At 54.2% G+C, this 21900-nt stretch carries 16 protein-coding genes; 12 read left to right on the forward strand and 4 right to left on the reverse strand.

Annotation, left to right across the window (positions count from 1 at the left end):
• The first annotated feature begins 4 nt into the window (after window positions 1-4).
• The 11 genes from glcF to P4L78_RS16170 all read left to right on the forward strand — a co-directional run bounded on the left by glcF (window position 5) and on the right by P4L78_RS16170 (window position 15412).
• Window positions 5-1255 carry a glycolate oxidase subunit GlcF gene (gene glcF, locus P4L78_RS16120; RefSeq protein ID WP_309328908.1) on the forward strand — a complete coding sequence of 417 codons (1251 nt, stop codon included), beginning with the start codon at window positions 5-7 and terminating at the stop codon, window positions 1253-1255.
• Window positions 1256-1711: 456 nt separating this feature from the next.
• Complete coding sequence (locus tag P4L78_RS16125) at window positions 1712-3142, forward strand: tagaturonate reductase (RefSeq protein ID WP_283149188.1); 1431 nt, start codon at window positions 1712-1714, stop codon at window positions 3140-3142.
• 327 nt (window positions 3143-3469) lie between these two features.
• A complete protein-coding gene (locus tag P4L78_RS16130) occupies window positions 3470-4762 on the forward strand; it encodes an MFS transporter (RefSeq protein WP_283149189.1) in 1293 nt (430 codons plus the stop codon).
• Window positions 4763-5043: 281 nt separating this feature from the next.
• Window positions 5044-6294: a porin gene (locus P4L78_RS16135; protein WP_405051574.1), complete on the forward strand. Its 1251-nt coding sequence runs from the start codon at window positions 5044-5046 to the stop codon at window positions 6292-6294.
• Window positions 6295-6468: 174 nt separating this feature from the next.
• Complete coding sequence (locus P4L78_RS16140; protein WP_309328912.1) at window positions 6469-8670, forward strand: glycosyl hydrolase family 28 protein; 2202 nt, start codon at window positions 6469-6471, stop codon at window positions 8668-8670.
• Between the two features lie 250 nt (window positions 8671-8920).
• Window positions 8921-9760, forward strand: a complete 840-nt coding sequence (tpiA, locus tag P4L78_RS16145) for a triose-phosphate isomerase (RefSeq protein ID WP_283149192.1) — start codon at window positions 8921-8923, stop codon at window positions 9758-9760.
• A gap of 10 nt (window positions 9761-9770) precedes the next feature.
• Window positions 9771-10826 (forward strand): class 1 fructose-bisphosphatase, encoded by a 1056-nt coding sequence (locus P4L78_RS16150; RefSeq protein ID WP_309328914.1) that lies wholly within the window; start codon window positions 9771-9773, stop codon window positions 10824-10826.
• Window positions 10827-10910: 84 nt separating this feature from the next.
• Window positions 10911-11966, forward strand: a complete 1056-nt coding sequence (gene fba / locus P4L78_RS16155) for a class II fructose-bisphosphate aldolase (RefSeq protein WP_283149194.1) — start codon at window positions 10911-10913, stop codon at window positions 11964-11966.
• Between the two features lie 38 nt (window positions 11967-12004).
• A complete protein-coding gene (locus P4L78_RS16160; RefSeq protein ID WP_283149195.1) occupies window positions 12005-12928 on the forward strand; it encodes a sugar kinase in 924 nt (307 codons plus the stop codon).
• A gap of 58 nt (window positions 12929-12986) precedes the next feature.
• Window positions 12987-13724, forward strand: a complete 738-nt coding sequence (locus P4L78_RS16165) for a GntR family transcriptional regulator (protein ID WP_283149196.1) — start codon at window positions 12987-12989, stop codon at window positions 13722-13724.
• 77 nt (window positions 13725-13801) lie between these two features.
• Window positions 13802-15412, forward strand: coding sequence for a methyl-accepting chemotaxis protein (locus tag P4L78_RS16170; RefSeq protein WP_309328916.1), 1611 nt, complete (start codon window positions 13802-13804; stop codon window positions 15410-15412).
• Between the two features lie 97 nt (window positions 15413-15509).
• Here P4L78_RS16170 and P4L78_RS16175 read toward each other — a convergent pair whose 3' ends face one another.
• From P4L78_RS16175 to P4L78_RS16190, 4 genes are all read right to left on the reverse strand, one after another.
• Entirely contained in the window at window positions 15510-15671 is a 162-nt protein-coding gene (locus P4L78_RS16175) for a hypothetical protein (RefSeq protein WP_309328919.1), read from the reverse strand.
• A gap of 38 nt (window positions 15672-15709) precedes the next feature.
• The gene (locus P4L78_RS16180; protein ID WP_283149199.1) at window positions 15710-16462 is read right to left on the reverse strand and encodes a helix-turn-helix domain-containing protein; all 753 of its coding nucleotides are present in this window, start codon (window positions 16460-16462) and stop codon (window positions 15710-15712) included.
• A 1346-nt stretch (window positions 16463-17808) separates the two neighbouring features.
• Window positions 17809-19623, reverse strand: coding sequence for a glycosyl hydrolase family 28 protein (locus tag P4L78_RS16185; RefSeq protein WP_309328921.1), 1815 nt, complete (start codon window positions 19621-19623; stop codon window positions 17809-17811).
• A 100-nt stretch (window positions 19624-19723) separates the two neighbouring features.
• Window positions 19724-20662: a hypothetical protein gene (locus P4L78_RS16190; RefSeq protein WP_309328925.1), complete on the reverse strand. Its 939-nt coding sequence runs from the start codon at window positions 20660-20662 to the stop codon at window positions 19724-19726.
• A gap of 621 nt (window positions 20663-21283) precedes the next feature.
• On the opposite strand from P4L78_RS16190, the gene P4L78_RS16195 reads away from it, so the two are divergent.
• A complete protein-coding gene (locus tag P4L78_RS16195) occupies window positions 21284-21826 on the forward strand; it encodes a putative metalloprotease CJM1_0395 family protein (protein ID WP_309328929.1) in 543 nt (180 codons plus the stop codon).
• Window positions 21827-21900: the final 74 nt, after the last annotated feature.

Consider the following 21900-nt stretch of genomic DNA (forward strand, 5'->3'; position numbering starts at 1 on the left):
GTCTATGCAAACCCGTTTGCCGCAAACACTGCGCAATACCGAGGAAGGCGCCGAAGCCGAGGAGATTCTGCGCAAATGCGTGCACTGCGGTTTTTGTAATGCCACATGCCCCACTTATCAGGTTTTGGGCGATGAACTGGACGGCCCCCGCGGGCGCATCTATCTGATCAAGCAAATGCTGGAAGGCCACGCCACAACGGCGCAGACACAACTGCATCTGGACCGCTGCTTGACCTGCCGCAATTGCGAAACAACTTGCCCGTCCGGAGTGCAGTTCGGCCGCTTGCTGGAAACCGGCCGCCGACAACTGGCCCTGCAAACGCCAAGGCCGCTGGCGGTACGTGCGGCAAGACGTGCGCTGGCCGCGTTTTTGCACCAACCCACGTTATTTTCCACCGCACTGCGGCTCGGGCAGTTTATGCAACCGGTGTTGCCTGCGGCTGTCAGCGAGAAAATCCCGCCGCGCGCTCAAAGTGGTGGGAAGTGGCCAACAAGGGTTCATCCAGACAAAGTGTTAGCGCTGGCTGGCTGCGTGCAACCGGCGATGTCCCCCGGCATCAATCTGGCGACCGCGCAGGTACTGGACGCGCTGGGCGTGCAAATGGTGATGGCCAATCACGCCGGATGCTGCGGCGCCATCCCTTTGCATTTGGGGTTTGATGAGGATGCGTTGATCGACGCCCGGCGCAATATCGACGCGTGGTGGCCATGGGTAGAGCGGGGGGTAAAAGCCATCGTCATGAACGCTTCGGGTTGTGGCGTCACTGTCAAAGACTATGGACGCCTCCTGCGACACGATATGTGTTATGCCGCCAAAGCTGAACGCATAGCGGCGCTGACAGTGGATGTCTCTGAATTTCTGGACGGCTACACCGATCAACTCCATCGCCTGATCAAGCCCTTGGGGACACGTACCGTGGCCTTCCATCCGCCATGTACTTTGCAGCACGGGCAGCAAATTCGCGGAAAGGTCGAGGCGATTCTCAGCGTTTTGGGTATCACAGTGAAACTGCCGCAGAACGCCCATTTGTGCTGTGGTTCGGCAGGCACGTATTCCATCCTGCAAAGCGAACTCTCCAAAACCCTGCGGGATAAAAAATGCGAAGCGCTTTCGCACTTGGGCGCGCAATGCGTGGTTTCTGCCAACATCGGCTGCATTTGCCATCTGCAAACTGGCACCTCAATCCCGGTCATGCACTGGGTTGAACTGGTGGCGCAGTTGCTTGGAACTGCGCGCGAAATCGAAAGTAGCTGATTTCGTTTTAGCCGCCAGATTCAATTTCTGGCAAGTAGCCACTGTCACGCGGTGCGAGCCGGGTAGTTGATGACTTGGGCTAAGGATATGCGCCAAGGTGTGTCATAAAAGCAGCACATACCGGTAAAAAAAAACGCAAAAAGCCCATATTGGCGAGCAGGTTTTCCCACCCGAGCTAACCCGCGCCGTTGCTGGATTCCCTCTGTTTTCCCACTTCCCAGTCTAAATGTAGTTTGCGCTAGATCAGCTACAACGCTCTTGTCATGCTGATATATTAGGCGCAGCATTCTGATATATCACCAAGACAGTGCAATCACAGCACTTAAGTGGTGCGACGCACAAAATTTCGATCTGGAACAAGTATTTGCATAACGCCGCTGCCTGATGAGCGAGCGTAATCAGCAATGCTCCAAAACCGAAAACTGTATTTCGTTCCGAATGCTAACCGGACACAACATGAAGACGTTGATTCGCGATACGCCGTTTACGCTACCGATCAAATTCATCCAGTTTGGCGAAGGCAATTTCTTGCGTGCTTTTATCGACTGGCAAATTGATCTGCTGAACGAACGCTGCGGCCTGAACGCAGGTGTGGTGGTGGTCCGCCCGGTTGGCAACAGCGACAAGCCATCGCTGGATACGCAAGGTGGTGTCTATACCACGGTGATTCGGGGACTGAATGAGGCCGGTGAGGCCATCAAACAGTTCCGCAAAATCACCTGTGTGCAGCGAGAAATCAATTGTAACACCATGTTTGCCGAGTACCTGCAGCTGGCGCATAACCCGGACGTGCGTTTTATCGTCTCAAACACCACCGAGGCTGGCATTGCCATCAATGACCGTGATAGCTATCACGACCAGCCGCCGACCAGTTTCCCGGCCAAGTTAACCCGTCTATTGCACGAACGCTTTTGCCATTTTTCTGGCGCACAAGATAAAGGCGTCGTCCTGTTGCCGTGTGAGTTGATTGATCACAACGGGCAAGTGCTGGCCGCAGCTGTGCGACATTTTGCCAGCCTCTGGCAATTGGGCGACGATTTCAGCCGCTGGCTCAACGAGGCCTGCTTCTTTTGCTCAACGTTGGTGGATCGCATCGTCCCCGGATATCCGCATGAGGAAATCAACGCGCTGGAGGCTGAACTGGGGTATCACGATCAATTTCTGGTCGCCGCTGAGTATTTTCACCTATTTGTGATCGAAGGCCCGACTTGGCTAGCAGAAGAGCTCAAGCTGGCGGGCGCTGATCTTAATATCAAGCTGGTTGACGACATCACGCCATATAAGCAGCGCAAAGTGGGTGTATTGAACGGAGGCCATACCGCGATGGTCCCGGTCGCCTTGCTGGCCACCCTGGAAGCGGTGGGTGAAGCGGTAGATGACCCCGTCGTTGGGCGTTTCCTGCAGGAAACTCTTGATCAGGAAATCATCCCTTCGTTACCGCTGGAGAGAACTGAACTGGACGCGTTTGCGGCGGATGTCCTGCGTCGCTTTCGCAATCCGTACATCCATCACCGTCTGGAGTCCATTGCCCTCAATAGCTGGAGCAAATTTGCTGCGCGGGTCATGCCGCAATTGCTGACTTATCAGCGCACCAATAATTGCATCCCGCCCAGACTGGCCATCGCATTCGCCGCCACTGTTCTGCTTTATCGCGGTGGTGTGGTGCCGCTGGTGGACGACCCTGCCAATCTGGCCTGGTTCAAATCAGCGTGGCGGCAAGTGGGGTATGGCAGCTGGTCGCAGCGTGATGTGGTGCAGGGCTGGCTGGCAAACACCGAATTATGGGGGCGCGATTTAAATTGCATCCCCGGTTTGACAGAAGCGCTGACCGCATCAGTGGATGCTATTGATCGCGACGGCATTCGCAAAGTGCTCGCGGCGCTTTGAGCGGGTTGACGTGTTGTTATTTATTCAGCCCGGATATTTTTGTCTTGGCAGTAATTGAAGTAAACCCGAAATGCTGGTCTCTCGAAGCTGAGAGTGAGGACACAACGGGATTGAGGTGCCTTTGTTTGATCTGGAGCGTGCGTAACTTGGGGAGCACATCTGGTCTAGCAAATGGTAGTTGTTTTTAAATCTTGCAGAGATTGAAGGCTTTTGTTGCAGGTAAAAGCCGAATGATCCGAATAAACCCGGCTGCCGCAGTAACCCGGAACTCGGTGAATACCGAAACGGTGCAGTTGGCTCGTCAATCAAGTGGTTGAAGGATATGTCATGAGCAAAATCAAGGGCATGCGTTGGTGGATGGTCGGCATGGTCACCGCTGGCCTGATCGTCAATTACCTCGCGCGCAATACGCTGTCGGTGGCTGCACCGACAATGATGCACGAACTGAATATTTCTACGCAGCAGTACTCCTGGATCGTGGTTTCCTGGCAAATCTGTTATGCCTTGATGCAGCCTATTGCCGGCTTTGTGCTGGACACCATTGGCACCAAAATCGGTTTTGCCATTTTTGCCTTGGCCTGGTCGGTCGCTTGCGCTGCTGCAGCCCTGGCCACGGGCTGGCAAAGTCTGGCGGTCTTTCGAGGCCTGTTAGGCATGAGTGAGGCGGCTGGTATACCGGCAGGAGTGAAAGCCACCACCGAATGGTTCCCGGCCAAAGAGCGCTCGGTGGCCATTGGCTGGTTCAACATCGGTTCATCCATCGGCGCGCTGTGCGCACCGCCTTTGGTCGTGTGGTCCATCATGCACGGCACATGGGAGTGGGCGTTTGTGATCGTTGGTGGTCTGGGATTGATCTGGACAGGGCTGTGGGCATGGCTCTACAAGCATCCGAAGAACCAGAAAAATCTCTCCAACGAAGAGCGCGACTATATCCTCGCTGGCCAGGAAGCCAAGTACGCCGAAGAGGTCACCAAAAAGGCTACCTGGCGCGAGATTCTGCGCAATCGCGACTTCTGGTCCATCGGTATTCCCCGCTTCCTGTCGGAACCGGCATGGCAAACCTTCAATGCCTGGATCCCTTTGTACATGGCCACTGAACGTCATATGAATCTGAAAGAAATTGCCATGTTTGCCTGGTTGCCGTTTCTGGCTGCTGATATTGGCTGCGTGTTGGGTGGATATCTGAGCCCGCTGTATCACAAGTATTGCAAGGTTTCGCTGTTCACATCCCGCAAGATGGTTATGGTGACTGGTTCGCTGTGCATGATCGGACCGGCTTGCATTGGCCTGGTCGAAAGTCCTTACGCAGCGATTGCCTTGTTGTGTGTCGGCGGCTTTGCCCACCAAACCTTGTCTGGCGCGCTTTATGCAATTACCTCCGATGTGTTCGGCAAGAACGAAGTCGCCACAGCAACAGGTCTTGGTGGCATGTTTGGTTATCTTGGCGCGACGCTGTTCACTCTCGTGTTTGGTGTTCTGGTGACACAGATTGGTTACAGCCCGCTGTTTGTCGTGCTGGCTTTGTTTGATGTTGTTGCCGCAATCGTAGTTTGCCTGATGGCTCGTGAACGTATCATTGTGACTAACCAGCCTGTGCAAGGAACTCCCGTCGCGGTTTGACATCGGGTGTATTGAACTTTAAAAAGCCGGTCCTGCCGCAAGGGAGGCGGGATCGGTAAATCACCCGAATAGATGAATTGTTGTTCACGGCAAATCTGAACGGTGCGGTGAAATCTCAAACACATTAATTTTTTCCAGTCCAATTGCTGGCGGGGATTCCTGCGCATTGTGTTTATCAAGCCGGTTAATCTGAATATTTTTGTTGCAATTGTGGGTATTTTGTCGGTAATCAAATAGGGAGCATAAAAATGTCTAAATCAGGTAAGTTCAGTAAAAAGGCAATGCTGATTGCGGGAGCATCGGTATTTGCAGGGATTTCGTCTTGTGCATTTGCTGATCTGGATTCAGCGATGAAAGATCTCAATATTGATACCTCTGTGTACGGATTTTTGAACGGCCAGATCGAGTCTGTTCAGGCCGATGGTGGCGCAACTCCGTATTCGTCACGCGGCAGAATTTCGGACGGTAACTCCCGGCTTGGATTTAAGGGCTCAATTGAGATTAATCAATACGCGAAAGGTATTTGGCAATTAGAAGGCGGTCTGAACAATTTTGAGAATGGCGGCGTGAACGACCAGGGGAGTTCCGCTACGCTTGAATCGCGTAACTCTTTTGTTGGCGTTGAGGACACTCGCTTCGGTCGCGTGATCGTAGGTAACAATGATTCTATCTATCGCAGCCTGGTTGGTTCGGGGGGTGAAATGGGTGGCAACCTTGGCCTTACGGTGCACGGGCTAGATCTGTGGAACAACACTTCCGCACAAATGACTGGCAATGCCAACAGCTTATTCAGCCGCGGTGAGGCACGTTACAAGAATTCGGTACATTACCTCTCACCAGAATTTTATGGCTTCCAGGCCGGTGGCTCCTATGGTTTTGATGAAGCAGAAAGCAGCGGTGGCAACCGCGGTCGTTATTCGCTGGCAGCCAAATACACACATGGGGGCTTTGAAATTGGTGTCGGCTACGACCGCCAAGGCAATACCGGTGTGCTCACCGACAAGGTATCGCAAGGTTACGGATTCCAGACTGGTGCCGTTAACAATGTAGACACTTATTTCTACAAGGTTGTTGCATCTTACAAGTTCCCGACCAAAACCTACGTTGGCGTTGGTTATGAAGTTGGCAATTACGGTTATTCGCAATTCAATCCGGCTAGCTCGTCCAATCTGTATAGCTCGACGACGACTGGCTCAATGAAGCAAAGCTCGGCGATGATTTCTGTCGCACAAGATGTGCGTGAAGATACGTCGATCATGCTTTCTTATGGCAAATTGGGTCACCTGGATAATGCAACCTTTGGCACCCCGGATGATTATTCCGCAACTCAATTCTCGGTCGGTGCGTTGTATCAGTTCAACAAGTATCTGGCGACGTACGTGTATTACACCGATATCAAAAATAAGTCACAGCAAAACGTGAATCTGGGTCAGTCTCCAATTTATAGCAATAACTCAGGTACCACTAACGCGTTCCTGGCTCCTGGTGATAGTCCGCGCGCATTTGGTTTGGGTTTGATTGCTCGTTTCTGATCGGGTGGAACATGTTCAGCCAGGCAATGGCTGGCTAATTACCCGCTCTCGCAATACCAGTCACAGTGATGACTTTGGTAATCACGCATTGCTGTCATGGTTTGACCGCGATTGCCAGGTTATCCAGAGGTGATATCCACGATCTGGATATCCAATTTGGGGGAAGTAAATAAAATGAAGATGCATAAAACAAGGGAAATGCTGCAGCGGCTGAAGGAACTGGGTTTTCTGGTTCCGGTGGTAGCTGTGTCAATCGCACTTAGCGCATGTGGTGGCGGTGGTGGCGACAGTAGCAATGCGACAAACTACTCGTCCGACAAACCGTTCCAGGTAGGCACCACCAGCTTTGATGCCAATCTGCCGGCAGAACCAAGCCTGCCAACGGACGACCAGGTATGTGCAACGGTCTATGCCCAGCCAAACGTGATCGGCGGCAAATCTGTGCCGGTTGTTAGTCGCCCGGATGGTTCGTTGCCACCAGAGGCAGATCCGTCGACCTCTGGTAACGGTGTTGCGACCACAACAGCCAATCCTGATCAGGCGCGCATCCAGGCCGCGTTGGATCAGTGCGGTGCATCGGTTGATGCAGAAGTTGGTGGGCAGATTGCTGCAGTCGACGCTGCAGCAACTGCGGCTCAGAAACTGGCCAACGTGATGGTAACGGTGAAGAACGCTTCGGCACCGGTTGCGGCAAATATCGCTGGTGTTTCAGGCGAAGAATTGGCCAAGCCACAATATAAAGCCAAGAAATTTGCAGTACGTCTGGTTGCCAGCCAAGGCGCAGATGGCAGCAATGGCTTTATCAGCGGCCCGCTGACCTTGCCGTCTGGTGTAACGCTGTGGATCGATAAGGGGGTGACGCTATATGCCTCGCGCGATGCGACGACCTACCTCACAACGACTGCCGGCAAATACTGCGCCAACACTGCAAACTCTGGTTCGGCTGGTAGCTCCAGCAACTGCCAGGCGTTGATCAATGGTAACAATATGGTCAACTCCGCGGTGATGGGTGATGGTCGTATCGACAGTCGTGGTTACGCGGAAGTCGTGACGTCCAACAAGTACTATCCGCTGATGAAGGTGGATCTGACTTGTACCAACACCTACGCGGCTTATCTGACGAACAAATTTGCGGCTGACGGCACGCCTTGCGACAACGGCGGTACCTTTGTTGATACCAAGTCCGCTGCCCGCAACATGACCTGGTGGGATCTGGCCTTCAAAGGCAACATGGTTGATAACGGTACAACCGGTTCCGGTTCGCAGTCCAACTTCCGCATGATGGTGTTCAATTACGCCAAAAACCTGACCTTGTATCGCATTACCCTGAACAACAGCGCCAACTTCCACGTCGTGCCGAGTGGTGTCGATGGCCTGACTATCTGGGGCGTGAAGGTACAAACACCGTCGCTGGCAGCCTTTGCCAACCCGGCAGGTAACGGCAATCCGCTGTACAACGGCCAAACCTTTACCGAAGACAACGTCAAGAACACCGACGCCTTCGATCCGGGCGCAGCCAGCAAGCAAACCTCGGTCGCTCTGGCAACCGGCAGCAAGACCAATTCGGCAGCGAAGATCTCGTTTGACGGGTATCTAAAGAACTTTGTGTTTGCCTACAACTTTGTCAGCACCGGTGACGATGATATTGCGCTTAAGGGCAGTAGCAATCCGACTCCAGGCGGCAATGGCTCCGGCATCTTCGCCATCGACGGTAACCGCGACGTTCGTTCTGACCGTAAGTGGGGCATGATCATCGCCCACAACCATATCTACTGGGGTCATGGCATTTCGGTGGGTAGCGAGACTAACTCTGGCGTGACCAATGTGCAGGTGTATGACAACTCCTTCCAGGATTCGGAAGAAGGTCTGCGCATCAAGTCCGACTATGCTCGCGGCGGCGAAGTCAGCAACATTAACTACAGCAATATTTGTATCAAGGATGCTCAGAACGCGCTGCTGTTTACGCCGTATTACAGCACCAAGGCGTTGCCAGCGGCTGGTCCGTTGTACCCGAACTTCCACGACATCGTTCTGAACAACGTGCGGATTCTGGGTAGTTCAAACGTCAAGCTGCAAGGCTTCCAGGCGAACACAGGTGGCTTTGGCAATCCGGCTTACCCGCTGGTGATGTCGCTGACCAATGTGCTGGCTGATTCGGGTACTGCGGTGACCGTTTCGGCAATGTCTGATGCCAATCTGACCGTTCGTGGTGTCAACCTGCCCTTGTTCTCCTCGACCGATAACCGCGTTGTGGTGAACGGTACAGTGACGCAAGCCGTCGATCCATCCAAGGTCATCGATTGCAGCAACGCGTTTGTTGATTTCCCGGCAATTGGTCAATCCAACTTGTTCGGTTCTACGTGGGCTTCCCACTAAGTAGTAAGCGGGCGGCGATAACCTCGCCGCCTCTCGCGTGATCAAACCTCCCGGCATCGTCGGGAGGTTTTCTACGGTCCATTTGTTTGTTATCGGGCCTGTATCCAAGGTTATTAACCCAATCCTGTTCTGCCGGTGAGCACTGCCGCCGCAGTGGGAAGGATTTTGTCAGCGACTTTGGTTTTGAACGGCAACAACGATTTAAATGCCGCGTTTTAAAGGCTCTGACAGGATTAAAAAGATGGCTGCAATGGCTGAAACGACAAACAACGCATTGGCAAATTCCTGCCTGGTAACAACCGTAGCGGGAAGTTCAACACCGATATCCCGGTGTCGCCGCAAGCTGGTGATCGGCAACTGGAAAATGCACGGAAACCTGGATTTGTGCCTCGAGGCCGTCAGTGTGTTGGCGGACGTCGTGCAGCCTGAGGTGGACTTGGTGCTATGTCCGCCAGCTCCTTATTTGGGAGAAATCCGGCGGTTGATGCGTACTACACGGCTCCAGATGAGCGCGCAAAACGTAGCGGAACTGGCCAAGGGCGAGCGCACGGGGGAGTGGTCCGCTGCCATGCTGGCGGAAATTGGTTGTCATTACGTGATTGTGGGGCATTCCGAGCGTCGTCAGCACCACGGCGAATGTGATGCGTTGACCGCTGCCAAAGCGCAAGCCTGTGTCGCTGCGGGTGTAATCCCGGTGGTTTGTATTGGTGAAAACCAGGAGGAGCGCGATAGCGGGCTCACCGAAAGTGTGCTGGCGAGCCAACTCGATACTCTACTGGCAACCACTGGGTGGCGTTACGCCGTGGTGGCTTACGAACCAGTCTGGGCCATTGGCACAGGTAACGCAGCCACGCCCGCCGTTGCGCAGTCGGTACATGCGTTTATCCGCGGTTATCTGGCTCAGGTGGATGCCACTGCAGCTTCCCGCATGCGCCTGGTTTATGGCGGCAGTGTCAGTCCACAAAACGCCGCGGCCTTGTTTGCCATGCCCGACGTTGATGGCGCATTGATTGGTCGTGCGTCGTTGGCGCCGCAATCCCTTTCGCAGATTTATTCGGCGGCCCTGCAAGCGCAGGCCGGATGTCTTTAACAGGTGAATTATGAGTACCAGTCTTTCCAGTTTCATTGCGACCCGATGTACCACCGATGATCGCCACCCCGTCGCTTTCTATCAATTGATTCACAGCATTGCGCAGGCCTGCCGTGCGATTGCTGCTGCTGTGGACCGCAGCGCGCTGGCAGGTACCACGGGTAGTGCTGGTGTTGCCAACGTTCAAGGCGAAGAACAAAAAAAGCTCGATATTGTCACCAACACCTTGATGCTGGAAGGCACCGCCAACAACGACGTGTTGGCGGCAGTGGCATCCGAAGAAATGGCGCGGATCAGCCGCACTGGTCAGGCGCGTAAAGCCGGTCAATATCTGTTGCTGTTTGATCCATTGGACGGCTCTTCCAACGTGGACGTGAATGCACCGGTGGGAACGATATTTTCGATCCTTCGTTGTGCTGACAGTACTTATCCGGTGAGTGAATCGGATTTCCTGCAGCCGGGCACGGCTCAAGTGTGCGCCGGGTACGCTATCTATGGCGCGGCCACCATGCTGGTGCTGACGCTCGGTGATGGGGTGGACGGTTTTACGCTGGATCGGGATAGCGGTGAATTCGTTCTTACTCATCCGCGGATGACCATCCCGGCCAGCACACGTGAATTTGCCATCAACACGGCTAATACCCGTTTCTGGGAAGCACCGGTCAACCGTTATATCGACGAATGCCTGGCCGGAGCCAATGGTCCGCGCAAACAGGATTTCAACATGCGTTGGGTGGCTGCGATGGTTGCTGACGTGCATCGCATTCTGCTGCGTGGAGGCGTGTTTCTGTATCCACAAGACACCCGCGAAGCAAGCCGCTTTGGCAAATTGCGACTGCTGTATGAGGCAAATCCGATGTCTTTTCTGGTAGAGCAAGCCGGCGGCATGAGCAGTACCGGTCATGAGCGGGTCATGGATATCCAGCCGCACGCTTTACATCAGCGTATCGCCGTGATGCTCGGTTCGCGCGACGAGGTGGAGCGATTGACGGCCTATCACCAGCAAGCGGCACAACCAGTGCCTGATCTGGTCAATGCCCTTCGCCATCTCTGGACCGAGTATTAAACGGCAGCCCCAGCCAATAGAAACATGGACCTGACGGCATATCCCAGCGCCCAGGTCATACAAACAAGATCAAGGAATAACACCATGCCACTGGTTTCCATGAGACAGCTGCTGGATCACGCTGCTGATTACCAATACGGTTTGCCAGCCTTTAACGTCAACAATATGGAGCAGATGCGCGCCATCATGCTCGCCGCAGATCGCACCGATAGCCCGGTCATCGTGCAGGCGTCAGCGGGGGCTCGCGCTTATGCCGGTGCGCCATTTTTGCGGCATCTGATTCTGGCGGCGATTGAAGAGTTTCCTCATTTGCCGATTGTGATGCACCAGGATCACGGCACTAGCCCGGCGGTATGCCAGCGTGCCATTCAGTTGGGATTCTCTTCCGTAATGATGGATGGCTCGTTACTGGAAAACGGCAAAACCCCGGCAAGTTACGACTACAACGTGAACGTCACCCGCAACGTGGTGGCTTTTGCGCACGCGTGTGGCGTCTCGGTCGAAGGTGAACTGGGCTGTCTCGGTAGCCTGGAAACCGGTATGGCTGGCGAAGAGGACGGCGTGGGAGCGGAGGGCACGCTGGATCATGCGCAGATGCTGACCGATCCGGATGAAGCCGCCGCATTTGTTTTGGCCACCGGCGTCGATGCGCTCGCCATCGCCATTGGCACCAGCCATGGCGCCTACAAGTTCACCCGCCCGCCAACGGGAGACACACTGGCGATTGATCGCATCCGCCAGATTCATGCTCGTTTGCCTGAGACCCACCTGGTTATGCATGGCAGCTCATCTGTGCCGCAGGAATGGCTACGGGTGATCAATGAATACGGCGGCGATATCCCAGACACCTGGGGAGTGCCGGTATCGGAGATCGTGGAAGGCATCCGGCATGGCGTGCGCAAAATCAATATTGATACCGATTTGCGCCTGGCTGCTACCGGCGCCATTCGCCGCGCATTCGGGACGGCCAGAGCCGAGTTCGATCCCCGCAAATACCTGGAGAAAGCGACCGATGCCATGCGCGATATTTGCATCGCGCGCTACGAGGCCTTCGGTGCTGCGGGCAGGGCTAGTCGTATCAAGCCGATGTCGCTGGATGCCATGGCCGCACGCTATACACGTAGCACTGTAGCTGCGTGACACTTAATTCGACCTTGTAGGCAGCGGCGAGAATATCAATGAACAAGCAAACAGTGGCCATCATTGGCGAATGCATGATCGAGCTGCAACGGCATGGCGGCGGTTTGGAGTACCACTTTGGCGGCGACACGCTCAATACGGCGGTTTACCTGTCGCGCAAGGTGGATCAAACGCGATTTGATATCGCTTACGTAAGCGCGCTCGGCGTGGATACGCTCTCTGATGAAATGTGCGCGGCCTGGCAAAGTGAAGGCATATCAACGCAGTGGGTGCAGCGTTTGCCCGACCGCTTGCCTGGTATTTATCTGATTGAAACGGATAAGCAAGGCGAACGCACCTTTCACTATTGGCGCAAGGACTCCGCCGCTCGTTACTGGCTGGAGGGACCGCAGACGGGGCGGGTGATAGCCGGGTTGATTAACGCTGACGTGATTTACCTGTCAGGAATCAGCCTGGCCATTCTCAGCTCGGCGTATCGCGAGATGCTGTGTGAAGTATTAGGGCGCTGTCGGGCGAATGGCGGCCAGATAGTATTCGACAACAACTATCGCCCGCGGCTGTGGGAAAGCACTGAAGCGGCGATCCAGATGTACTGCCGAGTTTTGATGTTAGCCAATACAGCCCTGTTAACGCTGGACGACGAAACCGCGCTATACGGGGAGCAAGATGTGGACGCGGTGATTGCCCGCACTCGGGCGCTGGGGGTGGCGGAGGTTGTCGTCAAGCGAGGAGGGGCGGCGTGTGTGGTTGCTACACCTGACTTGCGGCTGGAGATCACGCCAGAGCCCGTTGCTGAAGTGGTCGATACCACTGCGGCAGGGGATTCATTTGGCGCAGCTTATCTAGCGGCAAGATTGGCTGGCGCGAACCCGGCCAAGGCCGCCGAAGCAGGACATCGCCTTGCGGGGCGGGTGATTCAGCACAGAGGCGCCATCATTCCTTTATCAGCCATGCCGGATTAATCCTTTCTGTTACTGATTTCTCCCTATCGATCAAAACCTGTTTACGAGACTTTTCCAGATGCTCCAGAAGAGAGCCGGTGATCCCGCACGAACCGAAGAAAACCCCGGTAGCGCAGCGCAGCGCGTTTACCTCGATTTGCGCCAGCGAATCGTCGATATGGTGCTGCTGCCCGGCACCCGTATTGTTGAGAAAGATCTTGCTGCCGAACATGGCACCAGCCGTACACCGGTACACGAGGCGGTTCGCCGTCTTGCTGAAGAAGGCCTCGTGGAGGTAACTCAGCGCGTTGGAACATATGTATCGCGGATTCCGCTGGACAGGCTGGGCGAAGCCATGCTGATACGTACCGCGCTGGAAGTCGCCATTGTGCGCCGTGCGGCGCTGCAGATCAGCCCGCAAGACATCGGCCGCCTGCGCGGGATGCTGGCGGAACAGATTGCCTGTATTGAACGCCAGGACGTTCTGGGCTTTCACCGTAGTGATGAAGATTTTCACGAGGCGTTGGCGGATATCGCTGGTTTCCCCGGCGTCTGGCGGATGGTTTTGCAGGCCAAAATCCAGATCGACCGTTACCGCCGCTTGACCTTGCCCATGCCGGGCCGAATGGATGTGGTGCTGGCTGAGCACATAGAGGTTGTTGCGATGCTTGAGTCAGGTCAGCGGGATCAGGCTGCCGTGGCGATGCGCGAGCATCTGGATCAGGTCTTGCCGGTCCTGGATATCGCCCGTACTCGCTGCCCGGAATATTTCATTGCCAATTTGCCCGAAAGCCGGGAGCCAGCACCTTACTGGTAACGCTGCGGCGGGCAGCACAGGCGGCGCTGATGATGAGCGTTGCAGACCATTTTGAGTTGATATGACGGAGTCAGAACATGAAGTTATCAACGCGGCTGGGTTTGATTGTCGCAAGTGCTGTAATTGGCTTGATCATAGTGGCCATCTTCGCCCTGCATACCTTGCATGCCACCATGCTGGCAGATCGGCGAGAGGAGATTCACGCGGTACTTAACCTGGCGCGCCATCAGGTGGCGTTTTACCAGGATCAGGAGAAGAGCGGCAAGCTCACGCGCCAGGAAGCTCAAGCTAAAGCAATCGAAGCGTTATCTGGCCTGCGCGATGGCAAAAACTATCTCTGGGCGCGGACAAAGGGCGCGTTGGGCCTGGTTCATCCTAACCCGGCTGTAATAGGCAAAGTGGATTTTGGTGCACGTCTGGCCAATGGCCGGACCAACTTTGAGAACTATGTAGTTGAGCTGCAGGATAAGGACTTTGGTTATTTTGACGACATGACCAAGCGGCCTGGCACTGACGTTGAAGTGCCAAAAATCAACGGCGTGACCCGTATTGATGGCTGGGACTGGTTGGTAGGTTTTGGTGTTTTTGTCGACGACATTGACCAAGCGTACTGGACTCTGGCTTGGCACTTTTTGTTAATTGGCTTTGCCGCACTGATCGTAGTGTCAGCCTTGGCCATCGTGATGTCACGAAACATCTACCGGCGCCTTGGCGGCGAGCCGGATTACGCGGCGGAGGTTGCACAAGCCATCGCCAGCGGCGATCTGACCTGGCAGGTCAAACTGCGTAATGGTGACGGGAGCTTGCTGGGGGCAATTGCGGGCATGCAAAAAAGCCTGCGGGAAATGATTCATGGCATCCAGCATGGCGCTCAGGAACTGGCACAAGCATCGGTCAGTCTGACCCGGCAGATGGAGCAGATCCACACTTCTTCCCGCCAGTCCTCTGACGCGACATCTTCCACCGCTGCGGCCATTGAAGAAATGTCAGTGAGTATTGACCAGATTTCGGGCAGTGCCAGGGAAACAGAAAAGGACTCTGCGCGCGCAGCTGCATTGGCGCAGGATGGTGAGGTCCTGGTAAATCGGGTTGCTGCCGAGATACAGGGGCTATTAAGCGAGGTCGGCGAGGCGTCGGATTTGATCAGCGGGCTGGTAGAACGCTCCCGCGAAATTGGCGGGGTGTCCGGCGAGATCAAGGAAATTGCCGATCAGACCAACCTGCTGGCCCTGAACGCTGCGATTGAAGCCGCCCGGGCTGGCGAACAAGGCCGGGGTTTTGCTGTGGTTGCCGATGAAGTACGTAAACTGGCGGAGCGAACTACGCAAGCAACCAATCAGATCGCCAATATGGTGCAAGCTATTCGCACGGACACCGGAGAAGTGGTCAGCAGCATGCAAGCGGTAACCCCCAGGGTGAGAGGGAGTGTGGAGATGGCCGGGTCTGCTGCCACTGCATTGCGTGAAATCAATCACGGCGCCAACGCCAACCTTGAGCGGGTGCGCGACGTAGCCAATGCCGCTGCGGAACAGAGCCTGGCCAGTAACAGTGTGGCGGGGAATGTTGAACGAATTGCCCAAATGGTGGAAGGCTCTACGTCTTCTGTGCAGATCGCCAACCAGAACGTGCGGGAGCTGGAGTTACTTGCTGCACAATTGCGGCGATCGGTGGCGCAATTCAGACTTTAGCTTGGCATTGCCTTTCAAAGAAGATGCGACACAGACAGGCGAGGACTGCATTTCAGTGCGGTCCTCGCCAGTGCCAATCCGGCGGTAACAGATTATGCTATCTTGATTCACGCCATTGGTGATTAATTTTATTAAAGGCTCGCCAGTGACGCTGTTCCTGGCTGGTGCCAAAATTGCGCGAGAACAGCCATAATTGCAGGTGCCACTCGCGCTTGAGGAAAATCAGTATTTTCTTGATTGGCTGCATGATTGGCTGCATGATCTATTCTTTATTCATTTGCAAATGAAAACAGAAAATCAATTTTCCTGACAGTCATCACCTTTCATTGTTTTCTTCAGCTCAGGAATGTCCAGTAGCTCAATCAGGCGATTTTGCATTTGTATTAATTTCATGCTTTGCAAGCGAGACAAAATTCGGCTCACGGTTTCAATTGACAAGCCAAGATAGCTGGCCATTTCGTTTCGCGTCATACGCAGCAAGAAACTTTTATGTGAATAGCCTCGTAGCGCGAACTCGTCAGACAAATTAAACAGAAAGGCGACAACACGCTGTACCGCGGCAGTATCACGCAACAACAAAGTGGCGTGGTGCAATCGGTTGATTTCGTGCGCCATCAGTCGGTACAAATAGGCTTGAAAGGCTGGAGAACTTTGAGTTTGCGCATCGATACGGGCATAGGAAAGCTCGCAGACTTCACCATCCTCAAGCGCAATGGCGTCATAAGTGTGGCGGCCTGACGCCAGCGCATCCGCTCCGATCAACGCACCTGCCATATAAAAGCCGGTTACTTGTTCCCGGTGATGCTCATTCATCATCCTGGTTTTAAAAACCCCCAGCCGCACTGCGTAAAGCGAATGCAATGTTTGTCCTGCCGAGAAAATTCTCGTACCGCGTTTGACATGAATAGTGCGCGTGATGAATTGGCTCATCAGCGGCAAATTTTGTTGCGCCATGTCTGCAGGCAGGCAAATATCCCGGACATTACAATTGGTACAGGTGCGTTGCACCGGCTTGGCTTTTATGGATTGGACTTGGACAGTAGAAAGCATGATCCATCCTGCATAAATAAAAAGGATTTAAGGCTGCAAACTCATGAAAAATATCGCCGATGGTTTATTTATATGGAACAGAAATTTGGAAGAATTATTTCAACCGAAATTAAAATAGGAAAGCAAAGGCATACTGTAAATGCTATGCATGCAGCTAAAGGTGGATAAGTCCAAACTGCTTGCTTGCTAACTGCTACAACTCTTCTGTTTGGGTATGCGGAAACATTATCACTTCGATTCCGGTTTCATTATTGATCCAATCTGATATATCAGTATTATGTGCGCTATCTTTATGAATTTGCAACAGTTTTGTAGTTTCTTTTAATGTAACTACAACGACCTGGAATCAGACACTTGGCGATCTCGGAAATGTGAATGAATTAGTAGTCGTTAGTGGGCATAGAGGGGGGGAACGAGGAAAAAAAAGAGGCCATCGGAGATAGCCTCTTTGAACGGAACAGCCTGACGCTCAGTTGTTGTAGAACAGCAGGGCATGCGTGGGTCAATGGCCAGGTAGATGGAGCCAACACCATTGGGCCAGTTTGACTATGGGTCAGGTGGGCTCCCGACCGGCTGGATATATGAGCACCAAGCGGGCTGTTGCGCACCAGCGTTTGCGGGTTGCTAACACAAAGATCGGGAGCCACTCAGTGTTCAGTTGACGGAGACGGATGCCCCGCTAACGGTCATAGGCATTTTGTGGATAAGGGTGGCCAAGGAATACCGGGCTGGCAGGTATTGCAGCGTTATCGTCAGTTCTGAAGGTGCTGTTTACAGCCATAATCCCATAAGGGTGATTGGAAGCGGTAAACGGCGCAAGCAAAGAGCCACTCAGCTCGGGCGCGATGTGTAGGTATAGCGTACTTGGAATTGATTACGACAAGCGCGGCGCGCTCTACCAGGATAGCGGGTTTCCCGTCACCAGTGATCCGGTGATGAATGAGCGGAGCGGACGGGGCCGGACTGTAAGTGGCGATCGAGCCAAGAACGAAGTCATTCTTGAAAATAATGTTCTTCGCCTGGCAGCCGATAATGCCGGACCCCAGCGATAAAATCGTCGCGCAGCCTGTGCTGATTGGCGTTTTGGCCAGGCAACGGGTATAGATTGAGTTGGTATTGATCGGGTTGTAACCGCAGGGAAGTTACCCTTGAGATTAAAGTACGGGTATGTAGCGGGCGAGGTGCTGTTACGTCATCGTTACTGAGTCAGGCATTTGAGAGCCATTGCCGACCGAATGTTATCCATTCTTGGGTTTTATTCAGTGGGGGGATGGTCATTGAATGCGCCGATTTTTTCCTTGCCGTGACTGATCCATCCTGAAATCAGCCACGGTGGCCCCGGCGAATTACTGAACTGTCATAGGCGCATTGGTCGCGGGGAAATTGACAAATGCGGTGCTGCAGTCATACGGCGCAGTCGTCGTTCCGGTGCGCGCATCGGTTAGGGTGAACCCGTTCTGGCCCCCTGCGGCATGCAGCAAACTAGCAAAGGATACTGGTCCAGGCCCCATTGTCAGACCCGCGTTCGAAGCCAAAGCAGGGAATCCGCTAGCGGGGCTACCCCAGCCAGGCATCGAATCAAAAACAACGTTATCAAGCGTGATGTTCTTGAGGGGAGAGGTTGGTGAAGTGTACTGATAGCCTCTAAAGCCGATGCTGGCGTTACCTGCCCCTGCATAACGCGAGCCACTTACATCCAGGTTGCGCACATTGCGGATCGTAATGTCGTGGATGTTTGGCACCAGCGCGTTGGTGGAGCCCTGTGCGTTGCCATAGTAGCTATCAATTAAAAGTGGCTGTGTAACACGCCGCGTACATAAGCCATCAACGACCACATTCTTGACCTCACCACCGCGACTATCATCTGTTTTGATCCGGAAGCCGCTGGTAGAACTGATATCGAAACCATCCACGGTCATATCGCGAATGGTGACATTGCTCAGGCCGGAATCTGTTTCGCTGCCAATCGACATGCCGTGGGTGTAATACATGCGGTTGTGCAGAATCTGGATATTGCTGGTCGCAGGCGAGGTATGCGACTTGATTGCAATGCCGTCATCGCCGGTACTGATATGGTTGAAAGCGATCAATACGTTTTGCGACTGGCCCGGATCGATTCCGTCTGTATTTTTTGTGGTATCGGGCGTGAAGCAAGTGCTTGCACGTGTAAGGTTGGGCGAGCCAGAAACAACGGGAGCAGTTCCCGCCGCGCAGTTGTAGCCAGCAACGGAGTATTCCAGCGAAGGAGTAAGTATTTTGCTGGCCCAAATTGTCGCGCCATTCGTCCCCGTGGTTACCACATGAAATTTGGGGGCATTTTGCAAGGTGGTACGGTACAAGACAAAATTGCTGCCGCCATTCACCTGGATCAGGCGTGGATTGTTTTGATTGGCATTGCTCATGGTTTTGGTCAGTGCACCAACATCCCACCAGGTCAGCGTATTTGCATAAGTGCCGCTAGTCATCACCGCGCCACCACGGCCATCAATTGTCCCGTCACCAACTACGCCGCTATTGTTGGGTGTGATGCTGATAAGCGGGCTGCAGCCATTATCACTAGCGGATGTCGCACCACAGGTGTTTTTGCCGGCGATCTGATAGTCAACCGGGCTACGCGATGCGAACAGGGTGATACCGCTATCAATCCATAGTGTGACGCCTGCTTTGAGCGTGAGCGGGCCCGACAAGAAGGCATTTTCGCCATTCGCCCCCGTAACCAGTTTGACCGCCTGGCCATTCGCACAGGAGTTGAGCGCACTCTGAATTCGCGACGCATCTGGTTGCGAATTTGCTGGAGTAGCATCAATTGAATTGTCCAGCAGGCCTTTGGCGTTTCTGGTGAGGCTGGCATTTACCGTTGCACAAACAGCGGTAGGTAGGGTGGGTTCTTTGCCCGCTACTGCAGCGTCATTTTGTGCGCTGAGTGGCCAGGAACCAATGGACGGTGCAGGCACGGGAGTAGGGCTTGGTGTTGGGGTTGGGGTAGGTATGGGGTTCGGAGTTGGTGTAGGGGTTGCTGCCGAATTATCAGCAGGAGGCGTTGTTGAGCTGTTTGCCTGGGCGCTCCCAGAGTCTGAGCCACCTCCGCAGCCGGCTAGCGAGATAGTCAGGAACAGTGAAGCGAGCGCGCAACTGCCCGCATTGGGTTTGGAGTAGTTCATGTGCGGTCCTTGCACGACTTGGCAGAACGCCAGCCGAATTTTTGTGGGAGCATGATGACGCCGCGCAGATATAGCCCGCGGCGTCATAAGGACGATGAAGTTAAGGTTTGATCATTAGCCCCTGAATAACCATGGTGCCCCCGGTATTGATGTTCTGCAGACGCAGAATGAGCGGCTGAGTGATTGGGGTGGGGATGAGGTTGGTTTCATCGCAGACGTTACCCGTGCAAGCTGCTCGGCTCGGCGACGTGGTTACAATATTGGTCCAAGTCGTGCCGTTAGTGCTGTAGTCGAGCTGATAGCCATTACTACCTGCCCGATAGAATTCAAAGCTGAACTGACTAAGTTTAGGAAGGTTGAAGGTGACAAAACCGCCGCCGGTAGCCGAGCCGGTGAACGTTTTGGATAACTGAATATTGCCCACGAGACTGCTGCCTGACGCTAGATCAGAGGTGTATTTCACAGTGGAACTGGCACCAGTAGTTGTGCCATTGCCATTTTGGCTGGCGCAGATGAATTGTGAGCCTGTCGCTGCAACCATCGAGCCTGATCCCGGGCCGTTTGGCGTGCCGGGGTAACTTTCAAAGATGGCGGCGTCCCCGGTGGTTGCCAGACCCGCAAGGTAGGCACTGGCGTTTGCAGTGCCACCCATTGTATTGCCAAGTGAGGCCAATGGCGTAACCATGGTGCCTGTGGCTCCTCCAAACGAGGTGTTCAACGTCGCCACATCAATCATGACACCGCACGAGCCCGCGATCTGGGTTGGAGTGCCCGTAGGTGTGGGGGTTGTAGTCGGGGTCGGAGTTGGTGTCGACGTTGGGGTAGGAGTGGGAGTGGGTGTTGGAGTCGGCGTCGGCGTCGGCGTTGCAACCGGAGTTGGCGTCGGTGTTACGCTTGGCGTTGCTGGTGCCTTGGGCGATGCGGCTGTTGATGGCGCGCCGACCGGGTCGGCATTGGTGCCATCGCCACAAGCGCTCAGTGTTGATGCAAATAATGCAGCGATAGCCGCAGCCTGCAGTGTTTTTCTGGTTTGATTCATTGCAGCTCCCCCCATAAATTTAACTGAAGCCCGGCTTTGCTGTTCCTTCCGTGGATTCGCCAAGGTAGCGTATCAACCAGGTTATGCATCTGATAAGCAAAGGTTATTTCCGGGCCGATATACCCAATACCCGCCAATCAATGTGTGGGGCGTGTATCAAAGTAAGCACAATATGCGTCTGATATATCAGAAATATTTGCCGGTATGCTAGGGGGAAACAGACGTGAGCGGCTACGCGTAACACGCAATGTCATGACAAAAATCAACCGCATGTGTACTTATGGAAAAATGACTACATGTGGCGGGATGAGGCAGAGCAAGTGGCATGCTGTTTGCTTGGTTCAAAAGGAGCGAAGTGAGAAAAGTGGGGCTCACTGTATCTTGAAGTGGCGGCCATCCGTGGCGACCGGGGTCCTGCGAGCTAAATCTGACGCTGCTTGTTTGCCTGTTTGGGAAGGCATTGCGCTTGTATCGTTGGGCTCTCCAACTTCTGGCGTAAGTGGATTCAATATTCGCATGGGCTATTAAAACCTGCCGAGTATCGCCAAAGCAGCGTTCCACGAAGCGCTATCGCCGGGAAATTACCTAAAATACAGAAGCTTGTGATCATGGGGGTTTGTGATGCTGACCGTATCCAGCCCTGTTGCCGGGAATCTGTTGCGTATGTATGCGCAGTCGGGTTCGGCTGCACCGGTGAATGGTGATAACGGTAGCAATGCAAACACGCCGCGTAGTGCCAGTGGGCAAACTCTGGACAACGCTCAGCAACAACAGGTGGACCAGCTTCAGAAAATTGACAAGGCCACGCGAGCACATGAGCAGGCGCATCTGGCTGCTGCTGGCGGGTTGACGATTGCGGGGCCTAACTATCAACTGACTACGGGGCCGGACGGCAAGCAGTACGCCAATGGTGGCGATGTGCAGATTGATGTGAGCGAAGGGCGCACTCCGGAAGAAACCGTGCGCAAGGCGCGCATTATCCAGGCTGCCGCGCTGGCGCCGGCGCAGCCGTCGACGCAGGATATTTCGGTTGCCGCGCAGGCCCAAGCCATGGAGCAGAAAGCAGAGCAACAAATCGCGCAGCGTAGTACGCAAAGCCAGCAACTGGCCAATGCGTATCAGCCTGATTTACCTGCAATTTCAGGATTTTCCAATAGCGCCTGACTTTGCCCGCAGCGTCTTTCTGTGTTCAATTGCGATGAGGCCAGCACCCGCAGATGCTCCCTCCAGTATGAAAC

This window comes from Silvimonas sp. (genome assembly GCF_031291215.1).
Taxonomy (GTDB): Bacteria; Pseudomonadota; Gammaproteobacteria; order Burkholderiales; family Chitinibacteraceae; genus Silvimonas; species Silvimonas soli.